This window comes from Mycobacterium sp. TY815, from assembly GCF_030755135.1.
Classification (GTDB): Bacteria; Actinomycetota; Actinomycetes; order Mycobacteriales; family Mycobacteriaceae; genus Mycobacterium.
This window is the reverse complement of the sequence record NZ_JAUFRX010000003.1, coordinates 253,466-275,071: the sequence shown is the minus strand read 5'-3', so window position 1 is coordinate 275,071 and position 21,606 is coordinate 253,466. Positions and strand designations below refer to the sequence as shown.

The 21,606-nt window shown below is 69.7% G+C and carries 16 protein-coding genes; 5 read left to right on the top strand and 11 right to left on the bottom strand.

Annotated features, from left to right (window positions below):
* Window positions 1–78 precede the first annotated feature (78 nt).
* From QXK92_RS26995 to QXK92_RS26980, 4 genes are all read right to left on the bottom strand, one after another.
* Window positions 79–6,471, bottom strand: coding sequence for a PE family protein (locus tag QXK92_RS26995; protein WP_306246924.1), 6,393 nt, complete (start codon window positions 6,469–6,471; stop codon window positions 79–81).
* Window positions 6,472–7,241: 770 nt separating this feature from the next.
* Window positions 7,242–7,727: an NUDIX domain-containing protein gene (locus tag QXK92_RS26990; protein WP_306246922.1), complete on the bottom strand. Its 486-nt coding sequence runs from the start codon at window positions 7,725–7,727 to the stop codon at window positions 7,242–7,244.
* 3 nt (window positions 7,728–7,730) lie between these two features.
* A complete protein-coding gene (locus QXK92_RS26985; protein ID WP_306246920.1) occupies window positions 7,731–9,104 on the bottom strand; it encodes a wax ester/triacylglycerol synthase family O-acyltransferase in 1,374 nt (457 codons plus the stop codon).
* A gap of 60 nt (window positions 9,105–9,164) precedes the next feature.
* Window positions 9,165–9,554: a DUF1330 domain-containing protein gene (locus tag QXK92_RS26980; RefSeq protein ID WP_306246919.1), complete on the bottom strand. Its 390-nt coding sequence runs from the start codon at window positions 9,552–9,554 to the stop codon at window positions 9,165–9,167.
* A 99-nt stretch (window positions 9,555–9,653) separates the two neighbouring features.
* Between QXK92_RS26980 and QXK92_RS26975 the strand changes: the two genes are divergently transcribed.
* Complete coding sequence (locus QXK92_RS26975; protein ID WP_306246917.1) at window positions 9,654–10,694, top strand: AraC family transcriptional regulator; 1,041 nt, start codon at window positions 9,654–9,656, stop codon at window positions 10,692–10,694.
* Here the strand turns inward: QXK92_RS26975 and QXK92_RS26970 are convergent.
* Both QXK92_RS26970 and QXK92_RS26965 read right to left on the bottom strand, forming a co-directional pair.
* A complete protein-coding gene (locus QXK92_RS26970; RefSeq protein WP_306247952.1) occupies window positions 10,642–11,991 on the bottom strand; it encodes a wax ester/triacylglycerol synthase family O-acyltransferase in 1,350 nt (449 codons plus the stop codon). The two genes, QXK92_RS26975 and QXK92_RS26970, sit on opposite strands and share 53 nt — an antisense overlap.
* 122 nt (window positions 11,992–12,113) lie before the next feature.
* Window positions 12,114–12,545, bottom strand: coding sequence for a hypothetical protein (locus tag QXK92_RS26965; RefSeq protein ID WP_306246915.1), 432 nt, complete (start codon window positions 12,543–12,545; stop codon window positions 12,114–12,116).
* Between the two features lie 139 nt (window positions 12,546–12,684).
* Here QXK92_RS26965 and QXK92_RS26960 point away from each other — a divergent pair, with 139 nt between their 5' ends.
* The 4 genes from QXK92_RS26960 to QXK92_RS26945 are packed head-to-tail and all read left to right on the top strand — an operon-like array spanning window position 12,685 to window position 15,591.
* Window positions 12,685–13,743, top strand: a complete 1,059-nt coding sequence (locus tag QXK92_RS26960) for a dihydrodipicolinate reductase (protein ID WP_306246913.1) — start codon at window positions 12,685–12,687, stop codon at window positions 13,741–13,743.
* Complete coding sequence (locus QXK92_RS26955) at window positions 13,740–14,234, top strand: VOC family protein (protein WP_306246911.1); 495 nt, start codon at window positions 13,740–13,742, stop codon at window positions 14,232–14,234. Before QXK92_RS26960 ends, QXK92_RS26955 begins: the two co-directional genes overlap by 4 nt.
* A complete protein-coding gene (locus QXK92_RS26950) occupies window positions 14,231–15,010 on the top strand; it encodes an SDR family NAD(P)-dependent oxidoreductase (protein ID WP_306246909.1) in 780 nt (259 codons plus the stop codon). The genes QXK92_RS26955 and QXK92_RS26950 overlap by 4 nt, the downstream gene beginning before the upstream one ends.
* Entirely contained in the window at window positions 14,998–15,591 is a 594-nt protein-coding gene (locus QXK92_RS26945) for a TetR/AcrR family transcriptional regulator (protein ID WP_306247950.1), read from the top strand. The genes QXK92_RS26950 and QXK92_RS26945 overlap by 13 nt, the downstream gene beginning before the upstream one ends.
* Here the strand turns inward: QXK92_RS26945 and QXK92_RS26940 are convergent.
* The 5 genes from QXK92_RS26940 to QXK92_RS26920 are packed head-to-tail and all read right to left on the bottom strand — an operon-like array spanning window position 15,560 to window position 21,574.
* Window positions 15,560–16,549, bottom strand: coding sequence for a D-2-hydroxyacid dehydrogenase family protein (locus QXK92_RS26940; protein WP_306246908.1), 990 nt, complete (start codon window positions 16,547–16,549; stop codon window positions 15,560–15,562). The two genes, QXK92_RS26945 and QXK92_RS26940, sit on opposite strands and share 32 nt — an antisense overlap.
* The gene (locus QXK92_RS26935; protein ID WP_306246906.1) at window positions 16,549–18,081 is read right to left on the bottom strand and encodes a carboxylesterase/lipase family protein; all 1,533 of its coding nucleotides are present in this window, start codon (window positions 18,079–18,081) and stop codon (window positions 16,549–16,551) included. Before QXK92_RS26935 ends, QXK92_RS26940 begins: the two co-directional genes overlap by 1 nt.
* A gap of 43 nt (window positions 18,082–18,124) precedes the next feature.
* The gene (locus QXK92_RS26930) at window positions 18,125–19,054 is read right to left on the bottom strand and encodes a CoA ester lyase (protein WP_306246904.1); all 930 of its coding nucleotides are present in this window, start codon (window positions 19,052–19,054) and stop codon (window positions 18,125–18,127) included.
* The gene (locus tag QXK92_RS26925; protein WP_306246902.1) at window positions 19,051–20,235 is read right to left on the bottom strand and encodes a CaiB/BaiF CoA-transferase family protein; all 1,185 of its coding nucleotides are present in this window, start codon (window positions 20,233–20,235) and stop codon (window positions 19,051–19,053) included. Before QXK92_RS26925 ends, QXK92_RS26930 begins: the two co-directional genes overlap by 4 nt.
* A complete protein-coding gene (locus tag QXK92_RS26920) occupies window positions 20,228–21,574 on the bottom strand; it encodes an LLM class flavin-dependent oxidoreductase (RefSeq protein WP_306246900.1) in 1,347 nt (448 codons plus the stop codon). Before QXK92_RS26920 ends, QXK92_RS26925 begins: the two co-directional genes overlap by 8 nt.
* Window positions 21,575–21,606: the final 32 nt, after the last annotated feature.

Here is a 21,606-nt window from a genome sequence, read left to right as displayed (position 1 = left end):
GCCGCCCCGCGGTCGGCCATCACTTGACCGCGGGGTCCCTAATCCTGTTGCGCTCCAGGGCAATTCGAGCGGTGAAGCCTAGTTTCCGCCCTTACCTCCGTCGGCACCTGCGCCACCTGCGCCACCGCTGCCACCGGTAGCACCGACGGGTGCGGTGCCGTTGGTGCCGGGGTTGGAGGGTTGCCCGGTGCTACCAGCGCCACCGTCGGCACCGCTGCCGCCGTGTCCACCATCGCCACTGCCACCACCGCTGCCGCCGGAGCCTCCGGTGCCTCCGGTCGCGTCGCCGCCGTCACCGCCTTGGCCGCCGGCGCCACCCTTGCCTCCCGCCGCGCCAGCGCTGCCGGAACCGAGTGCGGCGTTGCCGCCGTCGCCCCCGTCACCGCCGTCACCGGCGTTGCCGCCGATGCCGCCGACGGCTCCGGCGTTGGCGGCCGCACCACCCACACCGCCATTGCCGCCGCCGCCGCCGGCACCGCCCACGCCAGGCACGAAGCCGCCGGTTGAACCCGGGGCACCGGTGCCGCCGATACCGCCTTCACCGCCGCGGCCGCCTGCGCCGCCCGTGTTGCTCACCGTGCCGCCGGTGCTGCTGCCACCGGCGCCGCCGTTACCGCCACCCCCGCCTTTGCCGCCGGCGGGAGAGGTGCTGAACGGGGTGTTCAGGTTGCCGCCGTTGCCGCCCTTTCCGCCGTCACCGCCGGCGCCGCCGATCTCCACCTCATCACCGACTCCGCCGCTGCCACCGTTGCCGCCGTTGCCGCCGACACCGCCGGTCAGCCCGGCCCCGCTGATGTTGTTGTCGGCAGCGTTGCCTCCGTTGCCGCCGCTGCCACCCGCGCCGCCCGCGCCGCCGACAGGGCTGACCAGGCCTCCGGTGCCGGCGTTCCCGGCGTTGCCACCGTTACCGGCGTTGCCGCCCGCCCCGCCGTAGCCTGCGGTTCCGAAGCCGTTGCCGCCGTCGCCGCCGCTACCGCCGGCGCCGCCGGCCCCGCTTGCCCCGGCGGTTGCCTTACCGACTGCGTTGCCACCATTGCCGCCGGCCCCTCCGGCTCCCCCGCGACCCCCTGCGTCACCGGCTGCACTGAAGGTGGCGTCATTGCCGTCGGCACCGTTGCCACCGGCACCGCCGGCACCACCGGCGCCACCGGCGCCACTGGCGGCTTGGCCACTGCCCGTGCCGCCCCTACCGCCGTTGCCGCCGACGCCACCGTTGCCACCGTTAGGTGCGGTCACGTTGCCGATCCCAACATCGGTGCCACCGTCGCCACCATTACCGGCGTTACCGCCGGCCCCGCCGGCCCCGGCGACACCGAGTTTGCCGTAGCTGACCCCGCCGTTGCCTCCGGCCCCGCCGTTGCCGCCGTTGTCGCCGGCGTTGCCGGGGTTGCCTGCGCTGCCGTTCGAGCCGTTACCGCCGGCGCCACCGTTCCCGGCGGTGCCGCCGTTCCCGCTTCCACCGAAACCGGTCCCGTAGTAGCCGGCGTCACCACCGTTGCCACCTCGTCCACCGTTGGGCGCGTTGGTGCCACCCGTCCCGGTGTCGGTGCCGCCGTTCCCGCCCCTGCCGCCGTTGCCGCCGTTGCCGGCGTTGCCGCCCTTGCCGTCGTTGTCGGTGGAGCCACCGCCGTTGCCGCCGTCACCGCCGGTGCCACCGGCCATACCCGCCTTGCCGGCGCCGCCGTCGCTGCCGTTGGTGCCGTCGCCGCCGTTACCGCCGTCGCCGCCGATCGAGCCGCTGCCCGCCTTCGACCCGGTGCCGGCCTTCCCGGCGTTGCCGCCGACGCCCCCATTGCCGCCGTTGGGTGCCTCAGTGGCGGAAACACCGGGGGCCCCACCGCGGCCGCCGTCACCGCCGTCGCCGCCGGCGCCTGCGGTGCGGCCCACGCTGTTGGCGCCGGTGGCGTTGCCACCGTTCCCGCCGACGCCGCCGGCACCGCCTTTCACGCCGTTGGCTCCAATACCGCCGGTGCGGCCGGACGCGCCGGTACCACCGGCACCGCCGTCGCCGCCTGCGCCCCCACTACCCGCGATGTCACCGCTGCCCGCCTGGCCGGCATCCCCGCCCCGACCACCGTCACCGCCAGCAGCGGCGGCGGTGGACGAGCCGGCCGGGGTGCTCGCCCCGCCATCCCCGCCGCGACCACCGTTCCCGCCGTCGCCTGCGTTACCCCCGACACCGCCCTTGCCCAGGGCTGCGCCGCCGCTGCCACCGGTGCCGCCGCGACCACCGTTCAACCCTCTGGTGTCGGATGGTGCCGCCTGGGCGTCGGCGCCGTCGCCGCCGCTGCCGCCGTTACCTCCGATAGCGGCTTTGCCGTCTTTGGCACCTATGCCATTGCCGGACCCCGCCGCGCCGGTTTGACCGCCGGCGCCGCCTTGGCCGCCATTCGGCACGTCGGTGGTGGTGCTGGGTCCCGCTTGACCGCCGTTGCCGCCGTTGCCACCGTTGCCGGCGTTGCCGGCCTGACTGTCGGCGCCGTAGGTGAAGCCTCCGGAGCCACCACGCCCGCCGTCACCACCGCCGCCACCAACTGCGCCCGCGCCGCCGGCACCGGCGTTGCCACCGTTGCCGCCGGTGCCGCCGTTACCGCCGGCGGCGAAGTTTCCGCTCGCGGTCCCGCCATCACCGCCGATTCCGCCGTTGCCGCCGTTGACCCCCGGGTTGCCGATGGTGCCATCGATGCCGTTGGCGCCGTTACCACCGTTACCACCGTTGCCACCAATACCGCCGTAACCCGCGGTGGCGCCGGTACCGGCGCTGCCGGCGTTGCCACCGTTACCGCCTCTGCCACCGTCCGGTGCGTTCGCCGCACCGTTGCTGGCGCCCCCATTGCCACCGTTACCGGCGTTACCGCCATTACCGGCGTCGCCGCCGACGCTGCCCTTGCCGGTCGCGTTGCCGCCGTTGCCGCCATTGCCACCGGAGCCACCGTTCGCACCATTGACGCCGATGTCGCCGTCGGGCCCGTTGGAGCCATCGCCGCCATTGCCGCCATTGCCGCCGTAGGCGCCATTGCCGTTAGTGGTGGTGCCGGTACCGACCTTGCCGGCATCGCCGCCGTTTCCGCCGTTACCACCGCCCGAGCCGCTCAGGCCGTTGCCGCCATTACCGCCGGCGCCGCCGTCTCCCGCGTTGCCACCGATACCGCCGGGACCTGAGGCATCGCCCCCGGCGCCACCAGCGCCACCAGCGCCGGCGCCAGCGGCGAGAGTGCCGTTTCCACCGTTACCGCCGAGGCCACCGTCACCGCCGGACCCGGCGGTGTTCGTGGTGAGGCCGCCGGTGCTGTTTCCGCCCGCGCCACCGACCCCTCCGGCACCACCGGCGCCGGCCCGTCCGCCGTTGTCGTTGGCACCGTTGCCGCCGTTGCCGCCGTTGCCGCCGGAGCCGGCTGTCTCGGCTCCGTCTCCGACGCCCGCGTTCCCCCCGGCACCACCGTTACCGCCCGCGCCACCATTGCGCTCGGCTCCGAACACACCGCCGGCACCACCGTTACCGCCGGCACCACCGTTACCGCCGGCACCACCGGCGGCGCTGATCGCTCCGCCGGTCCCGGCTTTGCCCGCGGCGCCGCCGGCACCGCCGTTGCCTCCGTCACCGGGGCCACGTGCGGGACCCCTGGCGCCGTCGCCCCCATTCCCCGCGTCACCGCCGTTCCCGCCGGCCCCGCTGGCGCCGTTGGTGCCGCCGACACCGGAGTTTCCACCGTTGCCACCGGTGCCGCCCGCACCGCCGTCACCGCCGCTGTTGACCCAGGTCGAGGAACCTGACGTTTGGTAAGCAAGTCCGTCGGAGCCATGGCCGCCGCTACCGCCCGACCCGCCGACGCCCCCGTTGCCGGCGGTGGTGCCGGTACCGGCATTGCCGCCGTTGCCTCCGCTGCCGCCCGCGCCACCGGCCGGTGCGTAGCCCGAGGCGGCAATGGCATCTTTGCCGCCGTCACCGCCATTGCCTCCGCTGCCGCCCGCGCCGCCGCTGCCACCGACGCCACCGGTGCCGGGCGCGTTACCTCCGGCGCCACCCGTCCCGCCCTTGCCGCCGGCGATGCCCGGATTCGCCTCGGCGCCCTTGATGCCGTCGCTGCCGTCCCCACCGGCACCTCCGTCGCCGCCGATTCCGGCCTTGCCGATGGCCCCCCCGGCGCCGGCCTTACCTGCGTCGCCTCCGCCGCCGCCGTTGCCTCCGCTGCCGCCATTGGCGCCGCCGTCGCCTGCCCGGCCGCCCGCACCTCCGTTGCCCGCGTTACCGCCGACATTGCCCGGTTGGCTGAAGGCCGCGCCGCCGCTGCCGCCGGTGCCGCCCTGGCCGCCCTGGCCGCCGGTGCCACCGGCAAAGCCCGGGCCGCCGAAGGTGGAGTCGCCGCCGGCACCACCAGTGCCGCCGGCCCCGGCATTGCCGCCGGCGCCGGCCGTGCCACCGGTGCCGGCCGTCCCGCCCGCGCCACCGTTGCCACCCGCACCACCAGCGCCACCATTACCCGCCGGAATCAAATCTGGGAGCTTGGCGGTAGAGAAGGGAGTGCCAGCGCCACCAGCGCCACCCGTGCCGCCGGCGCCGCCGGCCCCAGCATTGTTCTTCGAAATTCCTCCGGTGCTGGCACCGCCGGCCCCGCCACTACCGGCGGCCCCGCCGGCGCCGCCGTTAGCGGCGGCTTGCGGCGACGCGCTCTGCGTCCACGTGCCGCCGGCACCACCATTACCGCCCCGCCCACCCGAGCCGGCGGTTGCGGCGTTGTCGCCGAATCCACCGGCGCCGCCAACCCCGCCGTTACCACCCGCGCCGCCGGCGTAGCTCGAATTAGCCGCAGCCGCGCCGCCGTTGCCGCCCGCCCCACCGTTGCCGCCCGCCCCGCCGCCGGCGCTCGCCACCCCGCCGCTGCCGGAGGTGCCGGCCGCCCCGCCGTCGCCACCCTTACCGCCGGCCCCGCCACCGCCACCGGTGGTGCCATTGCCGCCGTTGCCCGCGTCGCCGCCTTTACCGCCACCGCCGGCAGCACCGTTGACCCCGCCGGGCCCGGAATCGCCACCTCGACCGCCGACCCCGCCGGCCCCACCGCCGCCACCGCTGTCGCCGGCCAGACTGCCGGTGCCGTTGGCCCCGTTGGCGCCGTTACCGCCGGCACCACCTTGTCCACCGGCACCACCGTTGCCCGCGGCACCACCGCTGCCGGTGTGCCCGCCGTTACCCCCGGAACCGCCGGCGCCACCGACGGGCGCCGCGACACCGCCCACACCGGTATCGGCGCCGGCGTTACCGCCCGCGCCACCGGTACCGCCGGCGCCACCATGACCCGCAACCCCACCGGCACCAGCGCCACCACCGGCCCCGCCGTCACCGCCACTGCCACCGGCAAAGCCGGCCACTCCGGCAGCCCCGGCAGCACCGGCTCCGCCGTCACCGCCGACACCGCCGGTACCGCCGTGGCCATAGCCGCCCGCGACACCCCCGCTACCGCCTGCACCCGCGGCGCCGCCGGCTCCGGCGTTACCCCCGACACCTCCGGTGCCGCCGGCCGCACCAACCGCATTGACCCCGGCGCCGCCGCTGCCGCCAGCACCGCCGGTACCGCCGTCACCACCTACGCCACCGTTGCCGTTGATCCCACCGAAGGTGCTCGCACCACTGCCTCCGGCGCCGCCGAGCCCACCGGCCCCGCCGGCCGCACCTGGCCCGCCGACCACACCCGCGCCGCCGGATGTGCCCACTCCGCCTGCGCCACCCTTGCCACCCGCGCCGCCAACTCCGCCCTGACCATTGATGATGTCGTTGTCGATGCCACCGGCGCCGCCGTTGCCACCGGCGCCCCCGGCCTGGCCAGGCGCGCCTGCAGCACCGGCCCCACCGGCTCCACCATTGCCCGCGACCCCCTGCTCCGAGCCCGCACCGCCGTTGCCGCCGTTGCCGCCGCGCCCACCCGGGGTTATCGCATCACCGCCGGCACCACCATTGCCGCCGTTACCCGTCAGACTGCCGGCCGCTCCCCCGTTGCCGCCCGCCTGCCCAGGCGCACCCGAACCACCTCGGCCGCCGTTACCGAACAGGATCCCGCCATCACCACCGTTCTGCCCCGTCCCGTCCACCCCGTTCGCGCCATCGCCGGATATCGGCCGCCCGAGCAGGAACTGCGTCGGCGCGTTCACCACACCCATCACGTCGTTCAAGAAGGGTTGCAGCGGCGATGCGTTGGTTGCCTCAGCGCGCGCGTAGGCCGCCTCGCCCTCGGCGAGCGCCCACACCATGCGCTCGTGAACCTTCGCCGTCTGTGCGGTGATGGACTGGAACTCCTCGCCGAAACCGCCGAACAGGCGCGCGATCGCCGCCGACACCTCGTCCTGGGCCGCCGCGGCTATCGCGGTCGTCGACGGGGCCGCCCATGCGGTGGCCGATCTGATCGCCAGGCCGATGGCAGATAAATCCGTCGATGCTGCGGCAAGAGCTCCGGGAACTGCGACGAGGTAGGAAGACACGTGAACTCCAAAAATTATGTATTCAAGTCGGGGCGGACGGGGTTGCGGCATTGCATGGGTAACGAATCCCAGCAGCTATACAGAATCGGCAGTTGTCCCCTGAAAGACAGCTGCATTCTGTCGCGGCTCAAACATTCATCACGCCACCGGGCACTTTTATACAGGCATACGAACCCTCTTGCGCAGCGATGTGCGAAAAACTCCGTGAACCCATGTCGCACTGTGCAATCTGCACAGTGTGGGTGTGCAGTGTGCCCCGAAATCGCGAGTTGTGTTTCTCGGATCGGCTGCCGCGGCGGAATCCGTTGTCCGGCCTGCGTTTGTCCGCAGCGGGGCAGCAACCATCGACGCGTCGGCTGCCATCGGCGTTCCTATTTCGGCCGCGAGAAATCCGCTCCGAAATGACCACTAGTGAGTTCGCTGAAATTGACCTGAGCAATATCAGGATTTCGAAAAATAACCGCGGCGACAAGGCTTATGGGCACGGTAACGGAACCAGCACGTACTTACCCGTGAATTATGTCGTGGAAAACCCCGGGCTCCGTCCCACCACGCACCGACATCGGCATTTCCCCACCGGCGGAAAGCCGCAGCGAATTCGAAGTTCGGGCGCCGGCAAGGCGATGCCATCCGATTGACCTCGGAAATTGCGAATTCTCCGTGGTCCATCCGCACCGCACGTCCCGGCAGTGACGGTGCCGCAAATTTTCTCGACTGCCGCACCTCAATGCCATACCTTCATCCAGAAATGGCACAGCGGTCGGTGGTGGTCAGCACCCCTCCGACAAGCCCTCCAGGCTCGGGTGTGACATCAGCCGATCCAGGACGACCCGCTGGCCCTTGAGCAATTTGTCGCGCGCCTGCGCCACCGAAAACCAGCCGACGCGGTCCACCTCGGGAAACTCTCGCATCCTGCCCGAGCCGCGTGGCCACTCCATCTCGAAGGTGTTGCTGCGCGCATCTGTGACGTCGAGATCGGCCCGGACCGCGAAGGCCGTCACCACCTTGCCGCTGGGTTGCTTGACCGGTCCGAAGTCCAGGCGCGGGCCGGCGGGCACCGCCAAACCCAATTCCTCGGCGAACTCACGCTGCGCCGCCACCCACGGATCGTCGCCCGCGCCGTACTCGCCTTTCGGGATCGACCAGGCGCCGTCGTCCTTGCGCGCCCAGAACGGCCCGCCCGGATGCGCGATCAGCACCTCGACCACACCGGCTCGCTCCCGGTACAGCAACAGTCCGGCACTCAGCTTGGGCACCGGTTAGACCCCTACGGCCTGCTCCAGATCTTTCAGTGAGGTCTCCAGGTGCGCGAGCAACCGCTGCAGGTGCGGCACGCTGCGACGGCAGCCGACCAGACCGAAGTCGAGGTTGCCGCCGTTGTTGACCAGGGTGATGTTCAGCGCCTGACCGTCCGGGATGTTCGACAGCGGGTAACTTCCGTCGAGCTTGGCGCCGCCGTAGTACAGCGGGTCGCCCACCCCGGGCACGTTGGAGATGACGATGTTGAACGGTGGCGGCACCGCGGAGAGGAATCCCGGCACCCCAGCCAGCGTCAGCGGCGCCATATTCAGCGCCGACAACGCCATCACCTGGTACGACGGCAAGTCGGCAAGCACCTTCTTGTTGCGGCGCATCGACTCGGCGATGACCTCCAGCCGATCGGCCGGGTCCTCGACGTTGGTCGCGAGATTGCACAGGATGCTGCCCACCTTGTTGCCACCGCTGTCGGCGTCGGCTTCCGACCGCAGGCTGACCGGCACCATCGCCACCAGCGGCGTGTCCGGCAGCGCGTCCTGGTCCATCAGGTAGTAGCGCAGGGCGCCCGCGCACATCGCCAGCACGGCGTCGTTGACGGTCACGCCCGCGGCCTGCTTGACGCCCTTGATGCGGTCCAGCGAATAGGACTGGGCGGCGCACCGCCGGGCCCCGCCGACCTTCACGTTCAACATGGTGTGCGGCGCGGCGAACGGCAGCGTCAGCTGCTGCTCGAGCAGCGCGGCGCGCGCCAGCCGCAGCGTCGAAGGCGCCACTCCCACAACCGATCCCGCCATCTTGACCAAGGCGCTCAGTGGGTTTGACCCGCCGCCGTCGGTCGGGGGCTTCGGCGGCCGGGACGGTCGCGGGAGGTTCCACATCGCCTTCACCTCGGTGTCGTCCGGGTCGGTCGACATGGTGCGCTGCATCAGCTTCACCGCCGAGACCCCGTCGATCAGCGCGTGGTGCATCTTCGTGTACATGGCGAAGCGCCCGTCGTTGAGTCCCTCGACGACATGCAGTTCCCACAGCGGGCGGTGCCGGTCCAGCAGGCTGGTGTGCAACCGCGAGGTCAGTTCGAGCAGGTCACGCACGCGCCCCGGCGACGGCAGGGCCGAGCGCCGGACGTGGTAGTCGACGTCGACCTCGTCGTCATAGGCCCAGGCGACCCGCGCGATACCGCCGCCGATCGTCGCGGGGTGCTTACGGAACGTCGGCTGAAATTCGTCGTTGGCGATCAACTTCTCGTAGAACTCCCGGACAAATTCCGGACCCGCCCCCTCCGGCGGCTGGAACAGCGACAAACCACCTACATGCAGCGGATGCTCCCGAGATTCGGTGAACAGAAACATCGAGTCGGTGGGCATCATCAGTTCCATGCCCGCTATTACACCCCGAGATTCCGGTGCAAAGCGAAGGTGTTCTGAAAATCGGGGACGTTAGTCCCCGGTGGACACGGACCACGAGGAGGTGGCTATCAGCTCGCCCCGTTCCAGCCCGGCAGCGCGGTGTTCGTGCACGAGGGCATACTCCGGCGTCGACACCATGTCCATGAACGCTTGCGGAGTCGGGTACTCCACGATGAGAATGGCATCCCACCATGGCTTTTCGCCGACGCCGATGACGTTGGTCGGCGAGTTCCCGCCGTAGCGCACGACGCCACCGACCCGCGCCAGCAAGGGCGCGACCTTTCGGGTGTATCGCTGATAGGACTCCAGCCCACCCGTGGCCTTGAACTTCAGCAGATTGACCATCAGCACCGGGGCGTCGGCCGGCCGCGCCGCCAGCGCCGCGATCTGCTCGACCGAAGTCTCGGCGGTAGCTGTCATCTCAAATCCCCTGTCGTGTAACGAATTCTGGCTCCACCATGCGCCGGTCGGCATTTCCTTGTCTTGACATACCAGGACATCTTTTTGACAATTCGGGACATGTCGGTGGTGCGCGGGACCGCGCTCTCGAACTACCCGCGGCTGGTCGCGGAGCTGGGTGGCGACCCGGCCGCGCTGCTGCGATCGACGGGCGTCCGGGAACAGGATGTCGGCAACTACGACGCGTTCATCCCGATCCGGGCCGTCATCAGGGCGCTCGAAACGGCCGCTGAAGCCACCGCCACACCCGATTTCGGCCGGCGGCTGGCTCACGGCCAGGGCATTGAGATCCTCGGTCCGGTGGGGGTGGCGGCGCGCACGGCGGCAACGGTGGCTGACGCACTGGCCATCTTCAGCACATTCATGGCGGCCTACAGTCCCGCGATCGTCCTCTCCATCGCGCCGCTGACGGACCCGAAACTGTCCTTCATCGCGCTCGAGTTCCGGCTCGACGAGGCGATCGACTGCCCGCAGACGATGGAACTCGCTCTGGGCGTCTCACTCGGGGTGTTCCGACTCCTGATGGGAGCGGACTTCGCCGCCGTCTCGGTGCATCTGCCGCATGACCCGCTGACGCCGAGATCGGGCTATGCCCGATATTTCGGTACCACGCCCCACTTCGCCGAACGCCGTGGCGGCTTCACGGTGCGCACCGCCGACCTGGCCCGGCCGCTGAACCGTGACGACCTCGCCCACCGCGCCGTCGTCGACTACCTGAGCAGCATCACGCCCCTGGGCGCCGGCATAGAGGAATCGGTGCGCACCATCGTCCGGCAACTGTTGCCCACCGGGGCGGCGAGCCTGGAAGTGGTGGCCGCCCAGTTTCACTTGCACCCGAAGACGTTGCAGCGCAGGCTCACCGACCACGGCACCACCTTCGCGGCACTCCTCGACGAGGTACGCAAGGAGACCGCCGACCGCTATCTGCGCACCACTGGCATCAGCCTGTCGCACCTCGCCCGGGAATTGGGCTATGCGGAGCAGAGCGTGCTGTCACGCTCGTCGAGGCGGTGGTTCGGCACCGCCCCGGCGTCCTACCGCAGCCAGCTCAGAGGCCGACCGCCCGCTGCAGTTCCTTCAGTGCCGTCTCGAGGTGACTGAGCAGCCGCTGCAGGTGCGGAACGCTGCGGCGGCAACCCACCAGCCCGAAGTCGAGGCTGTCCGCCGTGCTGGTCAGCGTGATGTTGAGGGCCTGGCCGTTGAGCGTCAGCGACATCGGGTAGTTGCCGACCAGCCGGGCGCCGTTGAGGTACCGCGGCTCCCGCACCCCGGGCACGTTGGAGATGCAGACGTTGAACGGCGGCGGCGTGGCCTTGGCCAGGCCGGGCAGCGTGTTGAGTGCGGCCGGGCTCAGCAGCAGCAGCGACAGCGCCATCGCCTGGGCCCGCGGGAGTTGCGCCAGCACCTTCTTGTTGTCGCGCATCGAGGTGTGGATCGCCTGCAGGCGCTCGGCCGGGTCATCGAGGTGGGTGGCCAGGTTGCACAGCACTGCGCCAACCATGTTGCCGCCCAGATTGTCTCGCTCGTTTCGCAGGCTGACCGGCACCATCGCCACCAGCGGCGTGTCCGGCAGCGCGTCGTACTCGTCGAGGTAGCCGCGCAGCGCACCGGCGCACATGGCCAGCACGACGTCGTTCAGGCTCACTCCCGCAACGTCTTTGATCTCCCTGACCCGATCCAACTCCCACGACTGCGCGGCGCACCGGCGGGCTCCCCCGACAGCGACGTTGAGCATGCTGCGCGGCGCCCCGAACGGCAACGTGAGTTGCTGCTCGAGCAGAGCCGCGCGCGCCAGCCGCAGAGTCGACGGGCCCAGTCCCGCAACCGAACCCAGCGCAGAGCCGGCCTGTCGCAGCAGCCCGGGTGATTTCCGGTCGCGGGGCGCGCGCCGCGGCGCCGGGGACCACGCGGTGCGAAAGTCTGTGTCGTCGGCATCGGTGTTGAGCGACTGCCGCATCAGCGTCACTCCGGATACGCCGTCCACCAGGGCGTGATGCATCTTGGAGTAGACCGCGAACCGTCCGTCGCGCAGCCCCTCGATCACGTGCGTCTCCCACAGCGGGCGGTGACGATCAAGCAGATTGGCGTGCAGCCGCGAGGTGAGGTCGAGCAGGTCCCGGACGCGGCCCGGGGCGGGCAGGGCGGAACGGCGCACGTGGTAGCTGAGGTCGACGTCGTCGTCGGTCGACCACCCGAGGTTGGTCAGCGCCCCGTGCCACGAGCTGGGGCGCTTGCGGAACAGCGGCGCGATCTCCTGGGACTCGAGCATCGCCCGGTGGGTTTCCCGCGCGAAGGCGCGGCCCGCCCCCTTGGGTGGCTCGAACAGCTGCAGAGCACCGACGTGCAACGGGTGTTCGCGCGATTCGGCCGACAAGAACAGCGCGTCGATCGGTGACATCAATTCCATGGTGTGCTCCTCCGTCCCACGGAACACACTGTGCGTCACACGGCCACGGGAAGTCTTGACAGCAGAAGACAAATTCTTGACATTTCAAGACAAGGGCTGGCCGCGACGGCCGGTTATCCCACTGGCGTGACGCCCGCGGTGGACAGGGTGAAACCCCGGCCCGACCCGACCGTGCACGTGACACCGTTCGTATCCGAGCGGCAGGTGAAGGGGCCGACGCCGGCACTCTGCCCATAACCGAGCACCGGGGTGCCCTGTCCCGCATTGCCCAGGCAGGACTCGCCGTCGCAGGTCTTGAACGCCCCGGTGGGAGTCATGCGCACGGACCGGGGCGGCGCATCGGACTGGCAGTACGCCTCGTCGGTGATGCCACTGCCGCGTTGATAGTTCAACTCGCAGCCGATGTTGCGCGACGGCAGCAAAAACGAACACCACGTTGACGTGCAGACCGGGTTGTCGGCCGTGGCCGCAGGCATGCCGAGGCACGCGCCGACGACGATGATTCCGAGCGTGGTGACTGTGGCCCGATTCGTGGCTCGATACATGGTGGCCCCCCGACCCCAACGGCTGGTGCTTACGCAAGCTAACAGATCCACGGTGCCCGGGTGGCGGCTTTCGCGGGATAGGAGGTGACAGTTACTGTCAAGAAGTCATGATCTGCCACCCTGCTAACCGGAGGTGCCGATGGGGAGCGCGACCAAATTCCGTGTCATTCAGTGGGCCACCGGTGGTGTCGGCAAGGCCGCCATCGAATGCGTGCTCAACCATCCCGAGCTGGAGCTGGCCGGGTGCTGGGTCCACAGCGCCGACAAGAACGGGGTCGACGTCGGACGCATCCTCGGCACCGACCCGCTGGGCGTCACCGCCAGCACGAGTCTCGACGAGATACTGGCGATCGATGCCGACTGCGTGATGTACAGCCCCCTGGTTCCCAACGACGAAGAGGTCATCGCGATCCTGCGGTCCGGCAAGAACGTCGTCACCCCAGTCGGATGGGTTTACCCCGACATGGCGAACCCGCGCGTCCGGGCGATCGCCGACGCGGCGACCGAAGCCGGGGTCACGCTGCACGGCTCGGGCATTCACCCGGGCGGCATCACCGAACGTTTCCCGCTCATGGTGTCGTCGCTGTCCTCGGCGGTCACGCACGTGCGCGCCGAAGAGTTCTCCGACATCCGCACCTACAACGCGCCCGACGTGGTGCGCCACATCATGGGTTTCGGCGGCACCCCCGAAGAGGCGATGCAGGGCCCGATGGCCGGACTACTCGAAGCGGGCTTCAAGCAGTCGGTGCGAATGATCGCCGACACCATGGGTTTTCGTATCGATCCCAATATCAGGACGATCCAGGAGATTGCGGTCGCGACCGGCGACATCGACTACGAGCCGATGACCATCGCGCCCGGGACGGTGGCGGCACGACGGTTCCGCTGGCAGGCGCTGTCCGACGGAGAGCCGGTGATCACCGCCGCCGTGAACTGGCTGATGGGTGAGGACAACCTGGAGCCGGCGTGGGAGTTCGGCGATCAGGGGGAACGGTTCGAGGTGGAGATCACCGGCGATCCCAGTGTGAGCCTGACTTTCAAGGGCCTGCAGCCGCAGACGATCGCCGAAGGGCTGCAACGCAATCCGGGTGTGGTCGCTACCGCCAACCACTGCGTCAACGCCATCCCCTACGTCGTCCCCGCCGATCCCGGCATCAAGACCTACCTCGACCTGCCGTTGATCGCCGGCCGCGCATGACAGCTGTCGTGGGTGACGTCTCGTTCTGCCACCTCGTCGTCGGCGTCACCGACATGGATCGCGCCCTGGCCTTCTACCGTGACGTGCTGGGTATGGAGGTCGTCTTCGAATCCCTGATCTCCGGCGAGCCTTTCGACGCCGTGCTGCACGCGACGCGCAAGCAGGAGGGCCGCGTCGTCGGTGGCCTGCTGGGCGGGTTGATGCTCGAACTGCTGTCGCTGGGGAAGTCGTCGCCCACGCCGGCCCCTCGGGGAGTCACCGGGATTCACAATTTCGCGCTGTCGGTCACCGATCTCGACGACACGCACCGCCGGGTCAGCGAGGCCGGCTACCCACCCGAGCAGAAGCCGTTCGAAATCGGCGGAGTGCGAATGTTTTTCGTCAAGGATCCGGATGGGACCACGGTGGAGTTCATCGAACTTCCGGGTGGGGTGCGCAGCACCTACGAGATGCATCGCGGGGTGCCGCTGCGACTGGGGCCGGCGCAATGACCACGAGCTACTCGCATCCGGAATCGCTGCGTGGGCACGTCGCGATCGTGACCGGCGCTGCCCAGGGCGTCGGCAAGGGTGTGGCCGCCGCGTTGCTCGAGCGCGGCGCTTCCGTGCTGGTGGCGGATATTCTCGCCGACAAACTGGACGCGACGGCCGCTGAACTCGGTGAGATGGGTCCGGTCGAGATGGTGGTCGCCGATCTGCGCGACCCGGACAGTGCGCAGCGCATCGTGGCGGCCGCGGTGGACGCGTTCGGCACCGTGCACGGATTGGTCAACAATGCGATTGCCACCAATGAGCCCAAAAGGTTCGTCGACATCACCGTCGACGACCTGGCTCTGGGCTACGAGGTCGGACCGCGGGCCAGCTTCCTGCTCATGCAGGCCGTGCATCCGCTGATGGCCGCCGCCGGCGGTGGTTCGATCGTGAACCTGGGTTCGGGCACCGGCACCGGCGGTGAACCCAAGTGGGGTGGGTACGCGGCGGCCAAAGAAGGCATCCGCGGGCTGTCCAAGGTCGCGGCGCTGGAGTGGGGACGCGACAACATCCGGGTCAACGTCATCTGCCCGTTCGCCGAATCCGACGGCGTCAAGCTGTGGAAGCAGTTCGCGCCCGACGATTACGCCAAGGCGGTGCGGCGGGTCCCGATGAAGCGCATCGGCGACGTCCGCACCGACGTGGGCGCACTGGTCGCGTTCCTGCTCGGCGCCGATGCGACGTTCATCACCGGACAGACCATCCACGTCGACGGCGGAATCGGCTGCTTCCGATGAACCTGCGCGACCGCCAGCGCGCGCAGGTCCGCGCCGACATCAGGCGGGCAGCGTTCCGGCTGTTCGTCGAGCGCGGCTATGACACGGTGACCACGGAGGAGATCGCCACTGCTGCAGGCGTTTCGCCGCGCACCTTCTTCCGGCACGTACCGACCAAGGAAGAGTTGCTGTTGGGTCCCATCCGTCATGGCGGTGCCGAGGTGGTGAACCTGCTCGAACAGCGGCCGGACAGCGAGTCGCCGGACGTGGCACTGGTCAACGCCATCATCGCCCGTACGAGGTCATTCGGTGACGTGGAGAGCGAAGAGTGGCGCGATGCGCTGCTCGTGGCGCCCGGATTGCTGAGCAAGGTCACCCTCTACACCCCGGCCGACCGGGAGCGGGCGGTCAAGCTGATCGCCGAGCGGATGGGCACCGACCCCGACACCGACATCCGTCCCGGCCTGTTGGTGCAACTCGGTTTCGCCGCAGGCGATTTCGCCTTCCAGCGGTGGATACGTCAATCGGGGAACTCGCTGGACCGGTATGTCACCGAGGCGCTTCAGGCCATCAAGAGTCCGTACTGGGGTTCGCGATCCTGACCGGCGCGCCGTCCAGCCACGCGACGACGGCCTCGACGGTGTCGGCGTAGAAGGCGGCCAGCATCTCGCGGGTCACATAGCCGAGGTGAGGCGACAAGGTGACATTCGGCAGTCGCCGCAGCGGGTGTTCGGCAGGAAGCGGCTCGGTGTCGAAGACGTCGAGTCCGGCTCCGGCGATGCCGCCGGCCTGCAGCGCCCCGATCAGCGCCTGTTCGTCCACGATCGGCCCGCGGGAGGTGTTGACCAGGTAGGCGTTCGGCTTCATCAGGTCCAGTTCGGGCGCACCGACCAGGCCGCGCGTGCGTTCGGAGAGCACCAGGTGGATCGACACCACATCGGAGTCGGCGAACAAGGCCGCCTTGTCGACCAGGCGCGCCCCGGCCGCTGCCGCCGCCTCCTCGGTGAGGTTCTGGCTCCACGCGATCACGTTCATGTCGAAGGCTCTGGCGTACTTGGCCATTCGCCGACCGACACGACCGAGGCCGAGCAGCCCCAGCGTCTTGCCGTTGAGGGTCATCCCGGTCGTCGTCTGCCATGCTCCCTCGCGCATGCGCCGGTGTTCTTCGGCCAGATGGCGGACCGTCGCAATCATCAAGCCCCAGGCCAGTTCCGGTGTCGCATCTCGGACGGCCGCGAATCGGGGGTGGGCGAAGTTCGACTGCGCGACCAGGACGCCGTGTTCGGTCGCCGCGGCCATGTCCAGGTTCGGCAGGCTGCGGCCGACGATGGTGATGAGCTTGAGGTTCGGCAGCCGCTCGATCAGCGTGCGCGGAAACGCCATCCGCTCGCGCAGCGTGCAGAGCACCTCGAAGGGCCGCAGCTGCTCGGCAGCCTCCTCCTCGCTCAGGTGCCGGTCGAAAACGGTGACAGCCGAACGGTTTTGCACCGGCGACCAGTCCGCCAGCTGCAACGCGACGCTCGCGTAGTCGTCGAGGATCGCCACCCGCGGCTGCGCCATCAGCGCCGGTCCTGATGCGCGGCGGGCAATTGCGGTCCGCGCTGTGGCCCCGGGTAGTGTCGCCATGCCTCCCACATGCTGCGGTGCAAACCGGGCACGAGGCGCGGCACGGGCCCGTCGAACACCTGGGCGACCTGGTCATCGGAGTAGGACGGCCAGCCCGGCGTACCGGTCCGGACGAACTCGATCCAGCGCCGTTGCACGCAATCGCTCATCGCCTGATACCGACCGCGCCCGATCAGGGTGAGCAGCTGAAGAGCCGGCATGTCGGAGCCGAAGACCAACGGCACATCCATGGCATGGATGGCGCCCATCCCGATCACGTGCATGACCGCGGGGGCGAAGTCGATGCGGTAAAGGTAGGTCGGCGCGAATTGGGCGTGTCCCTCGGCGACCGCGATCATCGGTCGCACGAAGAAGCAGTCGGTGGCGAGCCGGGTCACGGCCCCCCGGCTCGGATAGTCCGGGTAGTGAGCCAGCACCCGGGCTTTGGCGGCGGGGTCGGTCGCGGCGAACATGCGGTCCACCCGCGCCGGTGTGGTGGGGACGATATCGACGAACCGCCGCACCGGACCCCAGCCAGCGTGACCCAGCTCGTCGCGCATCGACCCGATCAGCAGGGGCAGCCGCTCAGCCCGTCCGGCGGCGATCGCCGATGTCGGATCCTCGGGCAGGAAGTCGCCGTCGATGACCGGCGCCAGCGACATCCGGCACGGAACCTCACGCGCCGCCGTCAGCATCACCCGGATCGCCGCCTGGGTGATCGCCGGCGCCGGCGCCGAGCGCAGTACTTGCGCGGCCCCATCCGGGTCGGCACCGAGTGCCGCGACACACCGGCGCGCGGTGTCGGCCGCCTGCTGCGGCGTCCGGACCGCATCGGGTACCGGACTCTGCGCGATGGCCCGGTGGAACAGGCCCCGGGAGGCCGGCATGGTGAGGTGGGCGAGAACGGCACTCGCGCCGGCGGACTGGCCCCACAGCGTGACGTTGTCCGGGTCGCCGCCGAACGCGGCGATGTTGCGGCGCACCCACCCCAGGGCGGCCACCTGGTCACGCAGCCCGAGGTTCGACTGAAATTCCTTTGCGTACTGCGAGAAATCGACGAAACCCAGGCCGCCCAGCCGGTAGTTGATCGTCACCAGCACGATCCCGAACTTGGCCACCAGCGGCTTGGGGTCGTGCACGGGCAGGGCGGAGGTGCCCTCGAAATAGCCCCCGCCGTGGATGAACACCAGCACCGGGCGGGGCGTAGTACCCCGATCGACCGGAGCGCAGACGTTGAGGGTCAGACAGTCCTCGTCCTGCAGCTGCCGCTTCAGCAGGCCCAACGGTGAGCTCAGGCGGTGGGAGTGTGCGGCGTAGCCGAACCGGGTCGCGTCGAGTACGTCCGGCCAGGCCGCAACAGGCTCTGGTGCCCTGAAGCGCAACGGCCCCACCGGGGGCGCCGCATAAGGGATCGTGCGCCACAGGTCGACGTCGCGGAAACGACGGCCGCGCACCGTGCCGGACTCGACGGCGACTTCCAGGTCCATCGGCGCACCTCCCTGCCGTGGAGTGTGCCGCATGCGGGCGCGGCTATCCAGCGGCGGGGTGCTGGCCAATCAACGCGGCGCGCGCGAGGGTCTGCTGCGCCATCTTCACGTGTGCGGCATCGACGAGGACGCCGTTCACCCCGACGGCACCACGGCCACCGGCCTCGGCTTCCCGGTACGCCGCGACATTGCGCTGGGCGCGGGCGATCTCGTCGGCACTGGGCGCATAAACCTCGTTCGCGACCGGCACCTGCGTCGGATGAATCGCCCACTTGCCGGTGTAGCCGAGCAACGACGCCCGACGTGCGTCGCGCTGGTAGCCGCTGAGATCGCCGTAGTCGGGATAGGGCGCGTCAATGGCGTCGATGCCGGCGATACGGGCGGCGACGATCACTTTGTTGCGCGCGTAATGCCAGAAATCGCCCGGATATTCGCCTACCGGAACGAAGTTGGTGTCCACCCGGGCACCCTGCGACAGCGAGAAGTCCCCGACCCCGAAGATCAGTGCGTCCAGTCGGGGGCTGGCCGCTGCGATCGCCTCGGCGTTGGCGAGCCCCTCCACTTCCTCGATGAGCACCTCCAGGCGGATCTGCCTGTCGAGCCCCAGTTTCGCTTCGAGTTGGGACAGCAGGACGTCCACCCACCAGACGTCGCGGGCCGTGCGGGCCTTGGGGATGATGACGGTGTCGAGGTTCGTACCCGCCTTGCTGAGCACCTCGATCAGGTCGTCATGGCACCACCGGGTATCCAGTCCGTTGATCCGGATCGCGCGTGCGGTGGATCCCCAGTCGATATCATTCAGCGCAGCAATGGCTTTGGTGCGTGCCGCCTCCTTGAAGGCGGCGGGCACCGCGTCCTCGAGATCCAGGAAAACCAGGTCGGCCCCGCACTTCGCGGCCTTCTCGAACATGTGCTCGCTGCCGGCCGGTACGGCCAGCTCGGAACGGCGCAGAATCATGGTGACCTCCCTCATATCACGCCGCGCCGGCGCAGGTCGTCAATTTCGTTGCAGCTCAACCCGAGCAACTCGCCGTACACCTGGCCGTTGTGCTCGCCCAGACGCGGGCCGAGATGGCTGATCACCCCTGCTGCCGACGAGAACCTGGGCACCGGGGCCTGCACCGTCATCGCACCGAGTTCGGCGTCCGCAACGCCGACGAACACCTCTCGATGCGCCAGTTGCTCGTCGGCGACCAGGTCGGTGATGTCGTAGACCGGCGCCGCGGCCACCTCGTAGGACTCGAAGATGTCCATCGCCTCGGAAAGCGTCCGGGCGGCAACCCAATTCGCTACTACCTCGTCGACCTCACCGGCGCGGGCCAGCCGCCGCTGCGGGTCGGAGAAGTCGGCATCGCGCACCAGGTCGTCGCGCCCGATCGCCTGAAAGACCCTCAGCGCCAGCGCCGGTGAGCTCCCCGACATGGCCAGCCATCGGCCGTCCGCCGTTTGATAGGTGTTGCGCGGCGCCGAGATGTCCCACCGGTTACCCGAGCGCCGCGGCACCAGGCCCAGCTGGTCGTAGCCGAGGAGCGTCTGCTCGAGCAGACGGGCAAGCGGGTCAATGAGATTGACGTCGACGAGCTGACCAGGGCCGCCGTGCACGTCACGGTGGTAGAGCGCCATCATCACCGCGTACGCGGCGTTCAGCGACGCGACACCGTCGGCCAGCATGAACGGCGGCAGCGTCGGCGGGCCGCCGCCCTGCCCGGTGATGTGCGCGAAACCGCTCATCGCCTCGCCGAGCGTGCCGAAGCCCGGCCGTTCGCTCTTGGGCCCGGTCAACCCGTATCCCGTGATGTGCAGCATCACGATCCGGTCGTTGACCGCACGGAGTGCGTCGTAGTCCAGTCCCCAGGTGCGTAACGTCTGCGGCCGGGTGTTGACGATCACCACATCGGCGCGCTGAACAAGCCGGCGCACCAAATCCTGGCCTTCGGCGCAGCGCAGGTCGAGTGTGATCGCAAGCTTGTTGCGGGACAGCGATTTCCACATCAGGCCGACGCCGTTACGCTGATTGCCCCAGGACCGGATCGGGTCGCCGTGCACCGGCTGCTCGACCTTGATCACCTCGGCGCCGAACTCACCCAGATAGGTGGCCACCAGCGGGGCTGCGGCCAGGGTGGCCAGGTCGAGTACCCGCAGGCCGTCAAGCATGGGCGACCGCCGGGCGCTGCAGCCCGAGATGGCCCCGCAACGTCGACGACTCGTACGCAGTGCGGAACAGGCCGCGGCGTTGCAGCTCCGGCACCACCATGCGCACCACGTCCTCGAACGCGCCCGGCAGATGTGTTGCAGCCAGCACGAATCCGTCGCACGCGCCAGTGTGGAACCACTCGGCCATCTGATCGGCGACCTGCTCACCGGTGCCGACGAACCGCGGCCCCTGCAACAGGGTGGCCCGATGTCCCGCCAGGTCGCGCACGGTCACCGTATCGCCCCCGATGTGCGTGCGCAGGTTCTGCACCAGGCCACGGATGCCCGAGGACGCGGCGATGAGTTCCTCCGTGACCGGGTCGTCCAGATCATGTTGCGCGAAGTCGTAATTCATCAGCTCCGACAGCAGGGTCAGCGACGCCATCGGATGCACCAGGTCGTCGAGGAACATCGCCTCGCGCTCCTTGGCGTGCGACTCCGACTCGCCCACCACGGCGTAAGCCATCGGGCAGATCCGCACCGAGCCCGGATCGCGGCCGGCGTCGGCGATGCGGGCCTTCTGGTCGGCATAGTGGCCGCGGGCGACGTCGATGCCCGGGTCGCCGGTGAAGATCAATTCGGCCCAGCGCGAGGCGAATTCGCGTCCGCGTCCCGACGAGCCGGCCTGGATGATGACCGGGCGGCCCTGCGGCGGGCGCGGCACGGTCAGCGGCCCGCGCGCGGAGAAGTAGCGGCCGACGTGTCCCAGCTCGTGCACCTTGGCCGGGTCGGCATAGCGACCGGACGAGCGGTCGTGCAGCACGGCGTCGTCCTCCCAGGTGTCCCAGAGACCGGTCACCACGTCCATGAACTCGTCGGCGCGGTCGTAGCGCTCGTCGTGCCCCAAGTGGGCATCGACGCCGAAGTTCTGCGCCTCGCTGTCGTTGACCGAGGTGACGACGTTCCAGGCGGCCCGTCCCCCGGACAGGTGGTCCAGTGACGCGAAGGTCCGTGCGACGTGAAACGGCGCGTAGTAGGTGGTGGAGTAGGTCGCACCCAGGCCGATCTGGGACGTGGCCTGGGCCAGCACACCCAGGATCACCCCGAGGTCCAGCTTGACCGGGCGCGCACCGTGGCTGACGGCCTCGGCGACCGAGCCGCCGTACACCCCCGGCATCGCCAGCCGGTCGTCGAAGAACATCAGGTCGAAGCAGCCCTCTTCGAGCTGCCGACCGATTTTCGCGTAGTAGGACGCATCGAGATAGCGGTGCTCGGTCGCGGGGTGCCGCCAGGACCCCGCATAGACCGAGGTGCTGCCCGCTTGCATAAAGGCCACCAACGCCATCTTGTCGCTCCGCATGGTGTGGAAATCTAACATCTGATATTTCAGAT

Excerpts from the sequence above, each read along its gene's own strand:
- QXK92_RS26985 (WP_306246920.1), bottom strand. The coding sequence starts at position 9,104 with ATGGAACTGATGATGCCCACCGACTCGATGTTTCTGTTCACCGAATCT.
- QXK92_RS26980 (WP_306246919.1), bottom strand. The coding sequence starts at position 9,554 with ATGACAGCTACCGCCGAGACTTCGGTCGAGCAGATCGCGGCGCTGGCG.
- QXK92_RS26975 (WP_306246917.1), top strand. The coding sequence starts at position 9,654 with ATGTCGGTGGTGCGCGGGACCGCGCTCTCGAACTACCCGCGGCTGGTC.
- QXK92_RS26970 (WP_306247952.1), bottom strand. The coding sequence starts at position 11,991 with ATGTCACCGATCGACGCGCTGTTCTTGTCGGCCGAATCGCGCGAACAC.
- QXK92_RS26965 (WP_306246915.1), bottom strand. The coding sequence starts at position 12,545 with ATGTATCGAGCCACGAATCGGGCCACAGTCACCACGCTCGGAATCATC.
- QXK92_RS26960 (WP_306246913.1), top strand. The coding sequence starts at position 12,685 with ATGGGGAGCGCGACCAAATTCCGTGTCATTCAGTGGGCCACCGGTGGT.
- QXK92_RS26955 (WP_306246911.1), top strand. The coding sequence starts at position 13,740 with ATGACAGCTGTCGTGGGTGACGTCTCGTTCTGCCACCTCGTCGTCGGC.
- QXK92_RS26950 (WP_306246909.1), top strand. The coding sequence starts at position 14,231 with ATGACCACGAGCTACTCGCATCCGGAATCGCTGCGTGGGCACGTCGCG.
- QXK92_RS26940 (WP_306246908.1), bottom strand. The coding sequence starts at position 16,549 with ATGGCGCAGCCGCGGGTGGCGATCCTCGACGACTACGCGAGCGTCGCG.
- QXK92_RS26935 (WP_306246906.1), bottom strand. The coding sequence starts at position 18,081 with ATGGACCTGGAAGTCGCCGTCGAGTCCGGCACGGTGCGCGGCCGTCGT.
- QXK92_RS26930 (WP_306246904.1), bottom strand. The coding sequence starts at position 19,054 with ATGAGGGAGGTCACCATGATTCTGCGCCGTTCCGAGCTGGCCGTACCG.
- QXK92_RS26925 (WP_306246902.1), bottom strand. The coding sequence starts at position 20,235 with ATGCTTGACGGCCTGCGGGTACTCGACCTGGCCACCCTGGCCGCAGCC.
- QXK92_RS26920 (WP_306246900.1), bottom strand. The coding sequence starts at position 21,574 with ATGCGGAGCGACAAGATGGCGTTGGTGGCCTTTATGCAAGCGGGCAGC.